This window comes from Campylobacter sp. IFREMER_LSEM_CL2194 (genome assembly GCF_025771685.1).
Taxonomy (GTDB): domain Bacteria; phylum Campylobacterota; class Campylobacteria; order Campylobacterales; family Campylobacteraceae; genus Campylobacter_D.
Genome location: NZ_JAKMQS010000001.1, coordinates 131,929 through 148,365, shown reverse-complemented (window position 1 = coordinate 148,365; position 16,437 = coordinate 131,929). Strand labels below are relative to the sequence as shown.

General features: G+C 30.3%; 15 protein-coding genes and 1 riboswitch. Of the genes, 8 read left to right on the top strand and 7 right to left on the bottom strand.

Annotated elements, in window-relative coordinates:
* Positions 1–77: 77 nt before the first annotated feature.
* Complete coding sequence (gene hpf / locus L8V79_RS00785) at positions 78–596, top strand: ribosome hibernation-promoting factor, HPF/YfiA family (protein WP_012661742.1); 519 nt, start codon at positions 78–80, stop codon at positions 594–596.
* 29 nt (positions 597–625) lie between these two features.
* Here hpf and L8V79_RS00780 read toward each other — a convergent pair whose 3' ends face one another.
* A complete protein-coding gene (locus tag L8V79_RS00780; RefSeq protein ID WP_263702132.1) occupies positions 626–3,169 on the bottom strand; it encodes a hypothetical protein in 2,544 nt (847 codons plus the stop codon).
* Positions 3,170–3,331: 162 nt separating this feature from the next.
* Here L8V79_RS00780 and groES point away from each other — a divergent pair, with 162 nt between their 5' ends.
* From groES to L8V79_RS00765, 3 genes are all read left to right on the top strand, one after another.
* Positions 3,332–3,592, top strand: a complete 261-nt coding sequence (gene groES / locus L8V79_RS00775) for a co-chaperone GroES (RefSeq protein WP_149062447.1) — start codon at positions 3,332–3,334, stop codon at positions 3,590–3,592.
* 13 nt (positions 3,593–3,605) lie between these two features.
* On the top strand, positions 3,606–5,243 hold the full coding sequence (gene groL / locus L8V79_RS00770; protein ID WP_070256698.1) for a chaperonin GroEL: 1,638 nt from the start codon (positions 3,606–3,608) through the stop codon (positions 5,241–5,243).
* Between the two features lie 118 nt (positions 5,244–5,361).
* Positions 5,362–5,931: an NUDIX domain-containing protein gene (locus tag L8V79_RS00765; RefSeq protein WP_263678772.1), complete on the top strand. Its 570-nt coding sequence runs from the start codon at positions 5,362–5,364 to the stop codon at positions 5,929–5,931.
* A gap of 8 nt (positions 5,932–5,939) precedes the next feature.
* On the opposite strand, the gene L8V79_RS00760 is transcribed toward L8V79_RS00765, so the two are convergent.
* Genes L8V79_RS00760 through rpmB form a run of 4 tightly spaced genes read right to left on the bottom strand, consistent with a single transcriptional unit; the run spans position 5,940 to position 8,711 of the window.
* A complete protein-coding gene (locus tag L8V79_RS00760) occupies positions 5,940–7,067 on the bottom strand; it encodes a methyl-accepting chemotaxis protein (RefSeq protein WP_263663110.1) in 1,128 nt (375 codons plus the stop codon).
* 33 nt (positions 7,068–7,100) lie between these two features.
* The gene (locus L8V79_RS00755; protein ID WP_012661736.1) at positions 7,101–7,316 is read right to left on the bottom strand and encodes a YdcH family protein; all 216 of its coding nucleotides are present in this window, start codon (positions 7,314–7,316) and stop codon (positions 7,101–7,103) included.
* Between the two features lie 47 nt (positions 7,317–7,363).
* Positions 7,364–8,491 carry a potassium channel family protein gene (locus L8V79_RS00750; protein ID WP_263678769.1) on the bottom strand — a complete coding sequence of 376 codons (1,128 nt, stop codon included), beginning with the start codon at positions 8,489–8,491 and terminating at the stop codon, positions 7,364–7,366.
* Between the two features lie 25 nt (positions 8,492–8,516).
* Entirely contained in the window at positions 8,517–8,711 is a 195-nt protein-coding gene (rpmB, locus tag L8V79_RS00745; RefSeq protein WP_012661734.1) for a 50S ribosomal protein L28, read from the bottom strand.
* Positions 8,712–8,853: 142 nt separating this feature from the next.
* On the opposite strand from rpmB, the gene rpe reads away from it, so the two are divergent.
* The 3 genes from rpe to thiC all read left to right on the top strand — a co-directional run bounded on the left by rpe (position 8,854) and on the right by thiC (position 11,742).
* The gene (gene rpe, locus L8V79_RS00740) at positions 8,854–9,501 is read left to right on the top strand and encodes a ribulose-phosphate 3-epimerase (RefSeq protein ID WP_263702127.1); all 648 of its coding nucleotides are present in this window, start codon (positions 8,854–8,856) and stop codon (positions 9,499–9,501) included.
* The gene (locus L8V79_RS00735) at positions 9,498–10,262 is read left to right on the top strand and encodes a 3'-5' exonuclease (protein ID WP_257396772.1); all 765 of its coding nucleotides are present in this window, start codon (positions 9,498–9,500) and stop codon (positions 10,260–10,262) included. The genes rpe and L8V79_RS00735 overlap by 4 nt, the downstream gene beginning before the upstream one ends.
* 32 nt (positions 10,263–10,294) lie before the next feature.
* Positions 10,295–10,399: riboswitch (TPP riboswitch) on the top strand.
* A gap of 44 nt (positions 10,400–10,443) precedes the next feature.
* Entirely contained in the window at positions 10,444–11,742 is a 1,299-nt protein-coding gene (gene thiC, locus L8V79_RS00730; RefSeq protein ID WP_258107586.1) for a phosphomethylpyrimidine synthase ThiC, read from the top strand.
* A 27-nt stretch (positions 11,743–11,769) separates the two neighbouring features.
* Here thiC and L8V79_RS00725 read toward each other — a convergent pair whose 3' ends face one another.
* Together L8V79_RS00725 and nrfH are read right to left on the bottom strand one after the other, a co-directional pair.
* Positions 11,770–13,587, bottom strand: coding sequence for an ammonia-forming cytochrome c nitrite reductase subunit c552 (locus L8V79_RS00725; protein WP_263702123.1), 1,818 nt, complete (start codon positions 13,585–13,587; stop codon positions 11,770–11,772).
* 16 nt (positions 13,588–13,603) lie between these two features.
* Complete coding sequence (gene nrfH / locus L8V79_RS00720; RefSeq protein ID WP_012661729.1) at positions 13,604–14,098, bottom strand: cytochrome c nitrite reductase small subunit; 495 nt, start codon at positions 14,096–14,098, stop codon at positions 13,604–13,606.
* A 227-nt stretch (positions 14,099–14,325) separates the two neighbouring features.
* Between nrfH and L8V79_RS00715 the strand changes: the two genes are divergently transcribed.
* The gene (locus tag L8V79_RS00715; protein WP_263682097.1) at positions 14,326–16,419 is read left to right on the top strand and encodes an RNA degradosome polyphosphate kinase; all 2,094 of its coding nucleotides are present in this window, start codon (positions 14,326–14,328) and stop codon (positions 16,417–16,419) included.
* The last annotated feature ends 18 nt before the right edge of the window (positions 16,420–16,437 follow it).

Here is a 16,437-nt window from a genome sequence, read left to right as displayed (position 1 = left end):
TTTATTTTTTATTTAAAAAGTTATTTTTTTACGATTAAAGTGCTATAATGTATTTAACTTCATAAAAAGGAGAAGTAATGAATACAAGTATAGTTGGAAAGCAATTTGAGCTAACTGAGTCTATAAAAGAGTATGTGGAAAAAAGCTTTGATGCTTTAAGTAAATATGGCTTAGATGTGATTTCTGCACGTTGTGTTATAAGCGCTGATGAAAGGCATGGAAAGAAAGGATTTTGGGCTGAATTTAGCATTAACTTAGCTGGTATTAATACAGTGGTTGTAAAGCAAAAAGATAAAGACTTATATGCTGCTATAGATTTAGCTATTGATAGAATTTCTAAGGTTTTAAGAAGATTACATGATAAAAATATTACTCATAAGCATCAAGATGAGATAAAAGAAAATTTAGTATTGCCAAGTGTGATTGAGGAAGATGAGATAGTTCCAACAGAACTTGAGCTATATAAACCTTTAGAAATTGAAGAAGCATTAGAAAAGCTAAAAGCAAGTAAGGATATATTTTTAGTTTTTAATGACATAGATGCAAAAATGAGGGTGTTATATAAGAAAAAAGATGGTAAATTTGGTTTATTTTAAAAAATCTAGCCTTTTTAAGGCTAGATGTATTAGAAGAGCTTGTTAAAGATTTTATCTATTGCTTGATCTACTTTTTTACCTGTATTTTTAGCACCATCACTAGCATTTCCACCTATTGTATTAACAATAGAATTTACAACACTTTTTGTATCAAGACTTACTTTAGGATCTTGTGTTGTTCCTTTTATAATGCCTTTGAAATTTGCTCTATCGATAACAATATTAAAAGGAATGCTTAATTTAGTGCTTTTTGTATCAACTTTGCCTTTGCTAATATTTATATTGCTTCTATCAGCTACTAGGTTTAAATTTAAATCTATAAGATTTTTATTGATATTTATTTTAGCTTCACCGTTGCGATATACATCTTGAGTGATATCTTTTTGTAAAAGTAACATTAAAGCACTTGTGATGAGGTTTTTCTTAAGCTGTCCATCGGCTAAGTTCATTAGCACCACACCACTTTCTTTTAAAAGATTATAGTCAATACTTAAATTTGATTTTGCTTGGTAATAATCAGGCAAATCTAAACTTTGAGCTAAATTTGAAAGATCAGTATTTTGCATTTTAGCGTTAAAAATATTATTTTTTAAAGTTGCATTTAATGAGCCGTTAAATATATTTTTACTATTAACGCTTGCATCAATTAAAGCGTTTTTAAAATCAAATTTTCCTTCAAAATCAGCCTTGCCCTTTAAGTTTCTATCGACTAAAAATCCTAGTTTAGAAAAATCTTGCAATGATATATTATAAGTGCTTGCTAGAGCCATTTGATTAAGATCAAAATTTCCTTTTAATGAGTTAATATTTGCAAATGAACTTAGAGCTTTAGCATTAAAATCAATGATTGATTTAGAAATTTTTCCATCAAGATTGATTTTTGCTGAAGTATTCTTTGGAAATTTTTTATCCAAAAGCTTGGATAATTCTACTTCATTAAAAGAAGAATTGATAGTGGCTTTAAAATCACCATTAATATTGTTAAAATCAAGTGTTTTTAAATCAATATCAGCATTTACATCGCCAAATGCTAAAACTTTTTGTCCTATTAAAGGGAAAAGTTGTTCTAATTTTATATTATCAACTTTCGCTTGTAAACTTTTTCCATTAGATTTTGCATTGATAAGTCCTTGCATGATTTTAATATTTGCATCAAGATTTTGAATTTGATTTGCCTTAAGATCAACTTTGGCATCTAAATTTAAAGGTCCATTGAGATCTTGTTTGGTTAAAGGTTTTAATTTGTTAAGATTATCTACAAAAGCACTAATTTGTGCTTTTAAATCTTTGTTTGTAAGATTATAAGAGCCTTTTAGCTGAGGTATTTTTGCTATGTTTGAATCAAGCAAAGCTTCATAATCAATCAAAGAATTTTTCGCATTTGCTTTAGCTTGTAGATTAAAAGTTGTTTTTGGAAAATCAAGATTGCTTAGTTTTTTAAATTCTACAACATTTATATTTGCATTGTTTAACCTAGTATTTAGATTGAAATTTTTAAAATCAAGTCCTTGCGCTTTTAAATCTAAAATTAATTTAGAATTAATAAAAGCAGGCATAGAGATAGTCTTTAAAAGCTCTGCTACTTCTATATTGGTTGTGTTGATATTAAGATTATTATTTTCTAAAATAGCTTTTAAGCTACCACCAAATCCCAGCAAGTTAGCATCTAATTTTTGTAATTGATTGCTTGCAAAAAGTAAATTACCTTGAATTTGACTTTTGCCTTGGAGTTTCATTTTAGCTAAAGATGAAAATTGATTAAAATCATCTATTTTGATGTCAAAATCACTAGTTAAGCTTTGTTTTGCTATATCATAAATACTTTTTTGTGTATAAAGTTTGAAGAAGTTACTTAAAATTTCACTTTTAGATACAACTTCATTGTCTTGGATTAAAGATCTTATCTCGCCTTTTATATAGCTTTGTTTTGGCAGGCTTAGATTGAAATCTTTTTCAATTAGAGTATTGTTGATAGAACTTGTGTAAAAATTAATCAAAGCATTACCATTTGGTTTTAAATCTTTAGCTTGTATATCACTTATAATACTAATTTTTCCTTGAGCATATCTTGGTAAATTAGCAAAATCTAAAATTTGAGCTAAATCTATATTTTTTCCAATAAATTCAAGATTTATAGGAGAAAAATCAACAATTTTTGCATCTAAGCTAAGATTAGAATCAAATAAAAATCCATTACCTTTTACTAAAAAATCACTACTTTTACCTACAGCACTACCTTTAAATGTAAAATCTTTATCGCTTTTTAAGCCAAGATTTTGAATATAGTTTTGTTTAAGTCCTAAAAGATAGTTTAAATCAAATCCTAGTCTTAAAGGTGATATGCCACCTTCTATATTAGCAAAAAATTTATCATCAATATTTGCTTTAATGTCAAGTTGTGAAAAACTAATTTTAAAATTTTCAAATTTAACATTCATACCACTTTTTTGAGCAATAATCGTTTCGATTCTTGGCTTTAAAAAAGCATTACCCATGCTTGTAAACAATAATGTATATATAGCTAGCAATGCCACACATACTACGCCTAAAAGGATGTAAAGAATTTTTTTCATGAGAAACCTTTATAATAATATATCATAAAAATTTAGCGTAATAGACTAAACTTATATGATATATTTTACTTAATTTATTGACAATTAACTTTCTTTAATGTATAATTCTATCACTCAAAAACAAAGAGTGCTAAAAATGGCACATTTTAGAAAGGATACAAAATGAATTTTCAACCTCTAGGAAAGCGTATTTTGGTAAAACGCTTAGAAGAAATGAAAACTACTGCTTCTGGGATTATTATACCAGATAATGCTAAAGAAAAACCATTAAATGGTGAAGTTGTTGCAGTGAGTAAAGAAATAGAAGATGTTAAAGTAAATGATAAAGTAATGTTTGCAAAATACGGCGGAACTGAAATTAAACTTGACAATGAAGAGTATTTGGTTCTTAATATTGATGATGTTTTAGGGATTATTAAATAAAAAAGGATAAAAAATGGCAAAAGAAATATTTTTTTCAGATGAAGCAAGAAATAAACTTTATGAAGGTGTTAAAAAACTTAATGATGCAGTAAAAGTTACTATGGGACCACGTGGTCGTAATGTATTAATTCAAAAAAGTTTTGGTGCTCCAACTATCACAAAAGATGGTGTGAGTGTGGCTAAAGAAGTAGAATTAAAAGATTCTTTAGAAAATATGGGTGCTTCTTTAGTTAGAGAAGTAGCTAGTAAAACAGCTGATCAAGCAGGCGATGGAACAACAACGGCAACAGTTTTAGCGCATGCTATTTTTAAAGAAGGTTTAAGAAATATCACAGCAGGTGCTAATCCTATCGAAGTTAAAAGAGGTATGGATAAAGCTTGTGAAGCTATAGTGGCTGAGCTTAAAAAACTTTCTCGCGAAGTTAAAGACAAAAAAGAAATCGCTCAAGTTGCAACAATTTCTGCAAATTCAGATGAGAAAATCGGAAATTTAATCGCTGATGCTATGGAAAAAGTTGGAAAAGATGGTGTTATCACTGTTGAAGAAGCAAAATCAATCAATGATGAATTAAATGTGGTTGAAGGTATGCAATTTGATAGAGGTTATTTAAGCCCATATTTCATTACAAATACTGAAAAAATGACAGCTGAATTGCAAAATCCTTTTATTTTGTTATTTGATAAAAAAATTGCTAATTTAAAAGATTTGTTACCAATTTTAGAGCAAATTCAAAAAACAGGAAAACCACTTTTAATTATAGCTGAAGACATTGAAGGTGAAGCTTTAGCAACTTTAGTTGTAAATAAATTAAGAGGTGTTTTAAATATTTCAGCAGTTAAAGCTCCTGGTTTTGGTGATAGAAGAAAAGCTATGCTTGAAGATATTGCTATTTTAACAGGTGGTGAAGTGATTTCTGAAGAGCTTGGAAGAACTTTAGAAAGTGCTAGTATCCAAGATTTAGGTCAAGCTTCAAGCGTGATTATTGACAAAGATAATACAACTATTGTAAATGGTGCAGGTGAAAAAGCAAATATTGATGCAAGAATCAACCAAATTAAAGCTCAAATTGCTGAAACAAGCTCAGATTATGATAGAGAAAAATTACAAGAAAGACTTGCTAAATTAAGTGGCGGTGTAGCTGTAATTAAAGTTGGTGCTGCTACGGAAACTGAAATGAAAGAGAAAAAAGATAGAGTTGATGATGCATTAAGCGCTACAAAAGCTGCTGTTGAAGAAGGTATAGTAATAGGCGGTGGTGCTGCATTAATCAAAGCAAAATCAAAAATCAGCTTGAATTTGCAAGGTGATGAGGCTATTGGTGCTGCTATTGTAGAAAGAGCTTTAAGAGCACCTTTAAGACAAATTGCTGAAAATGCTGGATTTGATGCTGGTGTAGTTGTTAATACAGTAGAAAATAGTAAAGAAGAAAATACCGGTTTTGATGCTGCAAAAGGTGAATATGTAAATATGCTTGAAAGCGGTATTATTGATCCTGTTAAAGTAGAAAGAGTGGCTTTACTTAATGCAGTTTCAGTAGCTAGTATGCTTTTAACAACTGAAGCTACAATTAGTGAAATCAAAGAGGATAAACCTGCTATGCCTGATATGAGTGGCATGGGCGGTATGGGAGGCATGGGTGGTATGATGTAATACCATCTTTTTGTTGCTTTTGAGTTGCTTTTTATATAAAGCAACTCACTCTTTTTTTTATTTTTCTGCACTGATTTTTATTTTTGTTATAATAGATGTAAAATTATAAGGATTTTACATGAAAAACTTACAAGAAGAGCGATTTTCCAACTCAAAATACATTAAACCTAAAAGATATACTTATATAGGCAAAGATAATAAAAAATATACTTGGGATTTTATAGAAGCATTAGATAGTGTTTCTGTTTTTTTATATCATACTCAAAAAGATTCTTTTGTCTTTGTAAAACAATTTAGAATTCCTTTATGGGATTATCAAAAACGTAATAACTTAAAATTAGATGAGATGGGATTTAGCATAGAGCTTTGTTCAGGACTTGTTGATAAAAATTTGAGTTTAGACGAAATAGCTAAAGAAGAATGTATTGAAGAGCTAGGTTATACTCCTAAGGTTGTAGAAAAAATAGGAGAGTTTTATACAGGTTTTGGTTCAGGTGTAAGTAGACAGTTTTTATTTTATGCTGAAATTACCGAAGATGATAAAACTGGTCATGGTGGTGGAATTGATGGAGAGGATATTCAAGCAGTATGGATAAAAAGAAAAGACTTTGAAAAATTTTCTAAAGAAAATCCTATCAAAACCCCTTTACTTGAATATGCGTATTTGTGGTTTAAAGGTAAGAATTAACCTTACCTTTATTTTTCTTCTTTATTTTCAATGTTTGGGTCTTTTTCATCAAGCATTTCTTTAAAGATTACAAATAAATCTTCAGAGGCTTTTTCAGCATTTGAGCATTTATCTAGAATTTGATTTTGAACTAATTCATTGCCTGTATTTTCATTATGTGCTAAGGCAACGGCTTGGTTGATATTTTCATGCACCTTTTGGTGTGGTAAATTTAACTTACCAAAAGCTCTTCCGCTAGAAAATCTTTCTTTGCCCACACCTGCAATCCATTTTGCAAGTCTACAACTCAAATGATCAGAGAGTGCTTTACCTGAAGCATGAATGATTTCATTATAACCATTTAATTTAAAAGCAACATGATCTAATTTTGCTAAGGAAACAAAAATTTCAGAAGCAATACGTTTAGCGTGCGAGCTAGTTGAATTTGCATTAGAGATTAATTGAGCAAAATTACTAGAGAATTTTATAATATGTTCATTTGATTCTAATGATACTTTTTCTACTTGTTCACTTTGTCCATACATTTCATCTGCATTTTGCTTTAATAGATTAATATTTAATTCTACTTCAGAGGTCGCTTTTTGTGTTTTTTCAGCAAGTTTTCTAACTTCATCAGCAACAACAGCAAAGCCTCTGCCGTGTTCTCCTGCTCTAGCAGCTTCAATTGCGGCATTTAGTGCTAAAAGATTAGTTTGATCAGATACATCTTTGATTAAGTTAATAACATTAGTGATTTCATCAACACTGCGGTGTAAATTACCTGCTGTATCTCTTGAACGGTTAGCTGATTCAATAATGCTTTGAAGTGAAGATATGATAGAGTGGGTTATTGCATTTAATTCTTGCATATCTTTTAATGATGAGTCAGAATACTGGGAAATCATTTCAGCTTTATTTACATTTTCTTGCATATCGCCTTGTACATTTGAAATGCCTTTTAACACTCCAGTTAATAACATCTCCAAAAGACGAGTTTCAAGTGCAGTTTTCCCACAATCTTCTTGAAGTTGCTTTTCGTATTTTTCGATTAATTCTTGTTTTTCTAAAAGAAGTTTTTTGTTTTCTTCTTCTAGTTCTTTGATTTTATTTTGTAAATCTTCAAAGTCTTGTTTTGATTGACTTTTTTTTCCAAACATAGTTTTTCCTTGAAAGTTAAAATTAGAAAGAAATTATTTTTTATAATTTGATAAATAAGTGTTTAGCTCATCTTTTAATCTTAGTTTTTCTTTTTTAAGATTTGCAATTTCCAAGCTATCTAGATGAATTCTACCTTCTTCTGCGTCTTTGATTTTGTGATCAAGTTCATTGTGCTCTTCAAACAATTTATCAAAGTGCATGTCTTTACCTTTTAGCTCAGTAATTAAATCTCTAAATTCATGTAGCATATAAGCCTCCTTTTTAAAATTAATATTTGATTATAGCTTAAAATAAGTTAAATATATTTTAACTCATCAGGTTTTTGCTTGTTTTTTATAATCTTTTTGGCTATTTTTATGCTATCTGCTGTACCTACGATTAATAATTTTGCTCCAGTACCTATTAAAGTATCACCTCTTGGCATAGGTGTGAATTTTTTATTTTCTAAAATTCCTACTATACTTACGTTTGCCATATCTCTTAAATGAATTTCTTTTAATCTTTTAAATCTCACCCATGATTCATCAGGAATTTTAACCTCTTCTAAATCAATAGGGCTATTTTTTTTATAAAGATAATTTTCTAATAAATTTTCCATATCTGGTCTTGCTGACATCGCACTAAGTCTTTGTGCAACTAATTTTGTAGCAGAAACAATAGAATTTGCTCCAAGTTTTTTAAGTTTTTCTGTTTCATCTTCGTTGCTTGAGCTAGCTAGTATAAAATAAGGATTAATTCTTTGTAGTTCTTTTTCAAATAATCTTACTGAGGCAATGATAGCAATATTATCTGCTATGTTATTACTAAGGGTTATTACGCCTTTTGCGCTAGAAAGATTGGTTTTTAAAAAGGCTGTATTAGTATGAGGTGCGCTTTCTATATAATAAGGATAATTATATTTTTCAGCAATCTCGCTGAAATTTTCAACTTCATCAACCACAACAAAAGGAATATGATTTTCTCTAAATTGCTGTGCTAATTCTATGGTAAAATCATTATGGTAGCATATTACAAAATGATTTTTTAATCTTGCAACTTTATGCAGCATTCTTCTTTCCTTGATAATTTTAGACAAAACACCTTTTTTTACTATTTCTATTACTAAACCCATACAAAAAGTAAATATTGTAAAAGTTAATAGTACATATACAACAGTAAAAATTCTACCCGCTGTTGGTATGGGATTAACTTCAGTATAACCCAAAGTGGTAAAAGTCATACCGGCTTGATAAATAGCATCGTTAAGGTTGTAATTACTTGTGAGCATATAACCAAAAGCCCCAATTAATGTCATAACAACAACGGCAATAAGAGGAATTCTTAAAAATTTAAGTTGCTCATAAAGCTCATCATTGAGATTAATTGAAGGTTTTGGAGAGGGAGACCAATTGAGGAATTTTTGTAGCTTTTTTAAAAAAGACATAGTAATTCCTCATTTACATTAAGGATTATTTACTACTTTGCTTTTTAAGTGTTCTTAAAGTTGAAGCAGCAACTCTAACTTTTCTAGTAGTTCCATCTTCTAAAGTAATACGAACTGTTCTTAAATTTGGCAAAAAGCGTCTTTTTGTTTTATTGTTAGCATGGCTAACATTGTTACCTACCATAGGTCCTTTTCCTGTAATTTGGCAAATTCTTGACATAAATTTTCCTTATGAAATAAAAATAATTTTTAGCATTGTATCTAAAACAAGCTTAAAAAAATCAAATATTATCAAAAATACATAAAGAAAATTTGATAATAAGTATGATAAAATTATTTTTTACTTTTATTGGAGATATAAAATGTATGTAGCACCAAGTTTATTGTCTGCAAATTTTTTAAATTTGGAAAATGAGATTAAAGATGTGTGTGAAGCAGGGGCTGATTTGTTACACATTGATGTGATGGATGGGCATTTTGTACCAAATCTTACTTTTGGTCCTTGTGTGATTGAAAATATTTCAAAAATTACTTCAGTGCCTTTAGATGTGCATTTAATGGTGCATAATGTTAGTAGTTTTGTAGATTTATTTATCCCAATAAAGCCAAAATTTATTAGTTTTCATTTAGAAGCTGAAAGTCATCCTATTAGGGTGTGTGAGTATATAAGAAAAAATAGTATTCATCCTGCTATTGTTTTAAATCCACATACTCCAGTTTCAAGTATAGAGCATATTTTAGAATTTGTAGATATGGTGCTTTTAATGAGTGTTAATCCAGGCTTTGGCGGGCAAAATTTTTTACCTTTAGTGTATGATAAAATTAGACAGTTAAGAGAAATGATAGATAGGAAAAATCTTAAAGTTTTTATAGAAGTAGATGGTGGGGTAAATGGTTTAAATGCGCCTGATTTAGATGAAGCAGGAGCTGATATTTTAGTCGCAGGTAGTTATATCTTTTCCTCGCAAGATAAAAAAACAGCAATTAATTCTTTAAAGCTTGAATTTTGAGCCAACAACAAATCGATGATTTAATCATCAAGCTAAGCAAAGAAAACAAACCTTTTCCTTGGGTTTTAAAAGAACTTGCAAAAATAGAAGAATTAAATCATTATGACTTTGATTTATATATTTTTGAGCTTTTAGGACTAGGAGTGGAGCTTAATGCGCAAAATTGCTTGTGCTTAAAAAGTAAAAATACAAAAATAAAAGATGAGATTTTTTGTGTAGTAGATATTGAAAGCACTGGTGGGATAAAAAGTGGTCAAATTTTAGAAATAGGTGCGGTTAAAATTCAAAATTATAAAGAAATTGATAGATTTGAGAGTTTTATAAAAGTAGAAAGCATACCTGAAAATATTACAGAATTAACCGGGATTAGTTTGGATATGGTAGAAAATGCACCTTCTTTAAAAACTGTGTTAAATGATTTTAAATTATTTTTAAAAGATAGTATTTTTGTAGCACACAATGTGCGTTTTGATTATCATTTTATATCTAAAGCTATGTATGAAAATGATTTTGGGGTGCTTTTAAATAGAAGATTATGTACTATTGATTTAGCTAAAAAGTGTATTGAAAGTCCAAAATACGGTCTTGATGCGCTAAAAGAGTTTTTGTGCATTGAAAGTAAGCATCATAGAGCCTTAAGTGATGCTTTGGCTGCAAGTGAAATTTTAAAATACTGTCTTAAAAAAATTCCTTTTTATATAAAAACTACCGAAGAATTGTTACATTTTAGCAAGCAAGCTAAAAATCAAATAAAAAAATAAACTTTGTTTTGTATTTATTGCTATACTTGCTTTGCATAAATGACGGGAGCTTGTGATACAGGCTGAGAGTAAGCTAAAAGCTTAGACCGCACCAGAACTAGGTAATGCTAGCGTTGGGATAATTTATCAACTACTCACATACCCTTCATTTATCCAAATTTTATTTTAAGGATAAATTTAAATGAAAACTCAAATGTCTTATGCAAAAGAAGGAATTTTTACAAAACAAATGCAAATTGTTGCGCAAAAAGAGCAAGTAAGTGAAGATTTTTTGCTTGAAAATATAGCATGTGGAAAAATTATCATTCCTGCAAATATCAACCATAAAGCACTAGACCCAAATGGTATTGGCTATGGACTTAAAACAAAGGTAAATGTAAATTTAGGTGTTTCAAATGATTGTGTAGATTATAGTGAAGAAATGAAAAAAGTAGAATTGGCTCATAAATTTAATATAGAAGCTATTATGGATCTTAGTAATTATGGTAAAACTAGTCGTTTTAGAGATGAGTTAATTGCTACTTCAAAAGCTATGATAGGCACTGTGCCTGTTTATGATGCGGTTGGATTTTTAGAAAAAGATTTAAAAGATATTAAGGCAAAAGATTTTTTAGATGTAGTATATCATCACGCTAAAAGTGGAGTGGATTTTATGACAATTCATGCAGGGATAAATTCTCGTGCTGCTAGGGTTTTTAAAGAGTGTGATAGGATTACTAATATAGTTTCAAGAGGAGGTTCAGTTCTTTATGCTTGGATGCAAATGAATGATGCTGAAAATCCATTCTATGAATATTATGATGATTTACTCGCTATATGTAAGGAATTTGATGTGACACTTTCTTTGGGCGATGCGCTAAGACCTGGTTGTACTCATGATGCAAGTGATGGAGCTCAAATTGCTGAACTTATCGAACTTTCGTTATTAACTAAAAGAGCATGGGCTCAAGATGTGCAAGTAATGATAGAAGGACCTGGCCATATGGCTATTAACGAAATAGAAGCTAATATGCAACTTGAAAAAAGAATTTGCAACGGCGCGCCTTTTTATGTCTTAGGACCATTGGTTACTGATATAGGTGCAGGATATGATCATATAAGTGGAGCAATCGGCGGAGCAGTTGCAGCAGCAGCTGGTGCTGATATACTTTGCTATGTAACCCCTGCTGAGCATTTAAGACTTCCAAATTTAGAAGATGTAAGAGATGGTATAGTAGCGACTAAAATAGCAGCTCATGCAGGAGATATAGCCAAACTTCCTAAAGAAAGAAAAATAGATGATGAAATGAGTAAAGCTAGACAAGATATTGATTGGGAAAAAATGTTTAAATTGGCAATTGATGGAGAAAAGGCTAAGAAAATGTTTAATGAAAGAAAGCCTGAGGAACTTAATTCTTGTTCAATGTGTGGAAAAATGTGTGCTATGAACACTATGAATAAAATTTTAAAAGGTGAGGATGTAAGTTTGATAAAAGAATAAACCCTCGATTATGAGGGTTTAGTTTGATTAATCTATTACTTTATAATTATAAGGTTTTAGATTTTTATCATCTTCAAGAAGTTTTGCTGGTGGATTACCATTTACTTCTTGGTGTTTATAGTAGCGATCTCCTGCTTTGTTGCCATTTAGATCTACTTTATAGTGAATTTCACCTGGATTTAATTTTTGAATATCTTCAAAACCTAAATTTGAAGTTTTGAAATCTTTAATACCATTTTTGGCCGCAATTTCTACTAATTTAGTTTGTCCTTGTCTTGACATATCAACTGATTGTAAAAGCATTCTTGAAGCTTCTCTAGGATTGTGGAATCCTGTTGAGTTTTCAGCACCTACAAAGTCTGCTCTTACTTGAGATTTTCTATGAAGTTCTAATACTTCTTTTAATTCAGCTGAAATTTTAGCATCATCTGCTTTGCCATTAGTTTGGAATTTAGGCATTTTTCCAAGCTCTGCGCGAATAGTTTCTACATCTTTAATCAAGCTTACTAAAGAATATTCAGCTGTTCTTAAATCATGAGCTATTGAATTTTGAATATCTTTTACTTGTTTAGCTAGATAGCTTTCGCTTTGAGTATGGCAAGTTTTACAAGCTGAATTAATATCAACTAAAGGCGAGGTGATGTTATGGCTGGTAACTTTTTTTGCACCTTTTCTAATATAAGGCATGTGACAATCTGCGCAACTTACACCATTTGCAGCATGTACTCCACCACTATAAAGCTCGCTTTCTGGGTGCTGAATTTTTAACATAGGTGCTTTAGTGATTTTATGAACCCAATCACTTGGGAAATTTTCTCTATTTTTTTCATAATAATCATCAAACATTTCTATTCTAAATGGCTCACCTTTTTTCCACTCACTCCATGGAAATGCTAGTTCTATACCATCAACTTCAATTTCAATTGGTTTATTTCCATCTCTCCAAGAATCAAACTCATCATAAGTTTTTTGAGTACCATTCCACCATTTTTTAGAGCTATCGTTAGCTATACTTTCCCCGATAGTTTTTACTTTGGTGCCTGTTGGTTTGAAGTAGTATTCAACGTGACATTGAGAGCATACTAAAGTTCTCATTTCGCTTCTTGAAGCTTTAATGCCTTGTTTTTCATCTGCCTCATAGCCTCTTGAAATTAATGCTTTGATTAAAGCCGGTCTTGTAAGTCTTAAACTCATATCTGTTGGGTTGTGACAATCTGCACATGTTACACCCATTCTTTTTCCGCCATGAGGTCCACTGTGCTCAGGTGAGTTTTCTTTAGCTCCATTTACTGCAGGAACTGTTTTAATCATAGTCCAATATTTTGCAGAGTTAAATGCTACCCAATCACCTTTTGCAGTGTTGTTTAAAAGCCAAGGAGTCCATCCGCTATGGCAATTCATACAAGCTGTTGGTTGACCACCAAATCCTGCAAAGCCATGTGCATTTAAGAAATCTTTGTTATTTCTAGCTGTATCCATTTGATCTACTTGAACCCAAAAGTGTCCTCTTTCTTCATTAGCATCAATGCTAAATGGATAACCCGCCCAAAGAACAGTTAGTTGTGGATAGCGGATTAGTTTTGAATAAGCTAAATTTCCACCAAATTCTGTTGCATTAGGTGCTTGTTTTTCCACTGCTGTATGCATATCTAAATAATCAGGAAAATTCTTTCCCCAATAATCAAAAGTAGGGTTTTCATCGCCAAGTTTTACAATTTCTTGAGAAATGATTCCACCTACTGAATCATTTGTTTTAGCTGTGATATCTTGATTTAACCACAATACGCCCGCAATAGCTACTATAGTAGCACTTATAGCACTATATAAAATGCCTTTATTATTCATTAATTACTCCTTTCATTTAAAATCCTCTCTTATGACCAACACCTTGGTGACAAGATACACAACTTAAGGAATTATCTTTGTGTGGATCTAGAGTAGGGTTGATAGTGTTGCTCGCAATTTCTTTATGACATTCTATGCAGTTATTTTGGACTATTTCTTTACTTTTTGCATTTGCACTTAAATGTGTAGGTAAAGAATCAAGTTTAAAAGTAAATGCATAAGCATGTCCTAAACCACTTTGAGCTTTGGCAATCCATTTTTCAAAAAAGCTATGTGGTAAATGACAATCATTACAGGTTGCTCTTGGTTTACCATCAACTTCTTTAGAGTGTGAAGCTTTTAAATAATCATTATAAACTTCGTTCATAATATGACAATTATTACAGCTTTCACTAGCATCGCTAAAATAAGAAGTGCCTTTAGCATTATGGAAAGTATACATTCCAACTCCTGCTAAAATTACAAGCAAGAAGAGGAAAACAGCAAAAAGTTTTGAGTTTGCTTTTTTCAAAGTCTCTCCTTTGAATGAAGTTTAAGTTACAAGAACTTAAGTATAATTATATTATCTATAAAATCTTAAAAAGTAAATATAAATTTATTATTTATTTATAATTTTTTTAATAAGATAAAAAAAGTATTATTTTTTTATATAAATTTATTTACTATTATAAAAATAAAATAAAATTTAATAAAAGAAATACTAAAATATTACATACTAGAAAATAAGGCAGGTGTATTATGCAAATTCAACCATCAATGTATATTAATAGAGAACTTTCTTGGCTTGCATTTAACTCCCGTGTTTTAGATCAATGTTCTAAAGATCTTCCTTTGCTTGAAAAACTTAAATTTATAGCTATATATTGTACAAATTTAGATGAGTTTTATATGATAAGGGTAGCTGGATTAAAACAGCTTTTTATAGCAGGAATAAGCACAGCAAGTAATGATGAAATGACACCACTTGCACAGCTTAAAGCTATTAGAAATTATTTACATGAAGAAAAATATGTAGTAGAGCAGTATTTTACTAAAATAACTCAAGATTTAGAAAAAGAAAATTTGTTTATTCGTTTATATGAAGAACTTGATGAGGATTTAAAACAACAATGTAATGAGCATTTTTTCTCTAATATTTTTCCTGTAATAGTGCCTATTGCGGTTGATGCAACCCATCCTTTTCCGCATTTAAATAATCTTTCATTTTCTTTGGCGGTAAAGCTTTGTGATCCTATGCATCCTGAACTTTTAAAATTTGGTATGATACGTATACCTAGGGTTTTACCAAGATTTTATCAAGTAAGCTCTAATATTTATGTGCCTATAGAAAGTATAGTGCGCCATCATACTGAACATATTTTTCCTGGTTATAAGCTTTTATCATCTGCTGCTTTTAGAGTAACTAGAAATGCAGATATGGAAATAGAAGAAGAAGAAGCTGATGATTTTATGTTGATTTTGGAGCAGGGTTTAAAGCTTCGTAGAAAAGGTGCTTTTATACGCTTGCAAATAGAAAAAGGCGCAGATGAGCAGTTGATTGAATTTTTAAGTTCTCATATGAATATTTTTCATAAAGACATTTATGAATACAGCATACTTTTAAATTTACCATCACTGTGGCAAATCATTTCTAATAAAGAATTTACACATTTATTAAACCCTGTGTATACACCAAAGATTTTACCACCTTTTGGAGATAATGTATCTATTTTTAGTGCAATTGATAAACAAGATATATTGGCTATACAGCCTTATGAAAGTTTTGAGCCTGTGTATCAATTTATCAAAGAAGCAAGTAAAGATCCTAAGGTTGTTTCTATAAGAATGACTCTTTATAGGGTAGAAAAAAATTCAAACATAGTCCAAGCTTTAATTGATGCAGCCAGTGATGGTAAGCAAGTTACAGTAATGGTGGAATTAAAAGCACGCTTTGATGAAGAAAATAATTTGCACTGGGCAAAATCATTAGAAAATGCAGGAGCTCATGTGGTGTATGGAATCACTGGTTTTAAAGTGCATGCAAAAGTAGCTCAAGTGATTAGAAAAGAAGGGGATAAATTAAAAATTTATAATCATTTAAGTACAGGCAATTATAATGCAAGTTCAGCTAAAATTTATACTGATGTGAGTTATTTTACTTCTAAAGAAGAATACTCTCAAGATACCACAACCTTTTTTCATATACTTTCAGGATATAGTAAAAGCCGTCGATTAAAGACTTTATCAATGAGTCCAAAGCAAATCAAAGAACGAATTTTAGATATGATAGCTACAGAAGCAAGTCATGGAAAAGATGGGGTAATCATAGCCAAAATGAATGCTTTAGTAGATGGTGATGTGATTAAAGCTTTATATGAGGCTTCAAATAAGGGTGTTAAAATAGATCTTATTGTGCGTGGAATTTGTTGTTTAAGACCTGGAGTAAAAGGGTATAGTGAAAATATAAAAGTTAGAAGTATAGTTGGAAAATATTTAGAACATGCTAGAATTTTATATTTTAAACACACTGAGCCAAATTATTTTATTTCAAGCGCTGATTGGATGCCAAGAAATTTAGAAAGAAGACTGGAATTAATGACTCCTATTTTTGATGAGCATTCGCGTGCAAAATTAGCCCAAATTTTAAAACTACAATTAAGCGATAATGATTTAGCTTATGAGTTAAACAGTGAAGGAAGATATCGTAAGATTACTTTAAATGAAGCAGAAAAAATTAATAATTCTCAACAAATTTTAGAAGAATATATTAGTAGAATTTTTAATACCTTGAAAAAAGATACCGATCATAGTAGAGCAGCACATTTAGCAACGAAGCTTTTTAGGGATAGCTAATCCTTGCTTTTTAGCAAG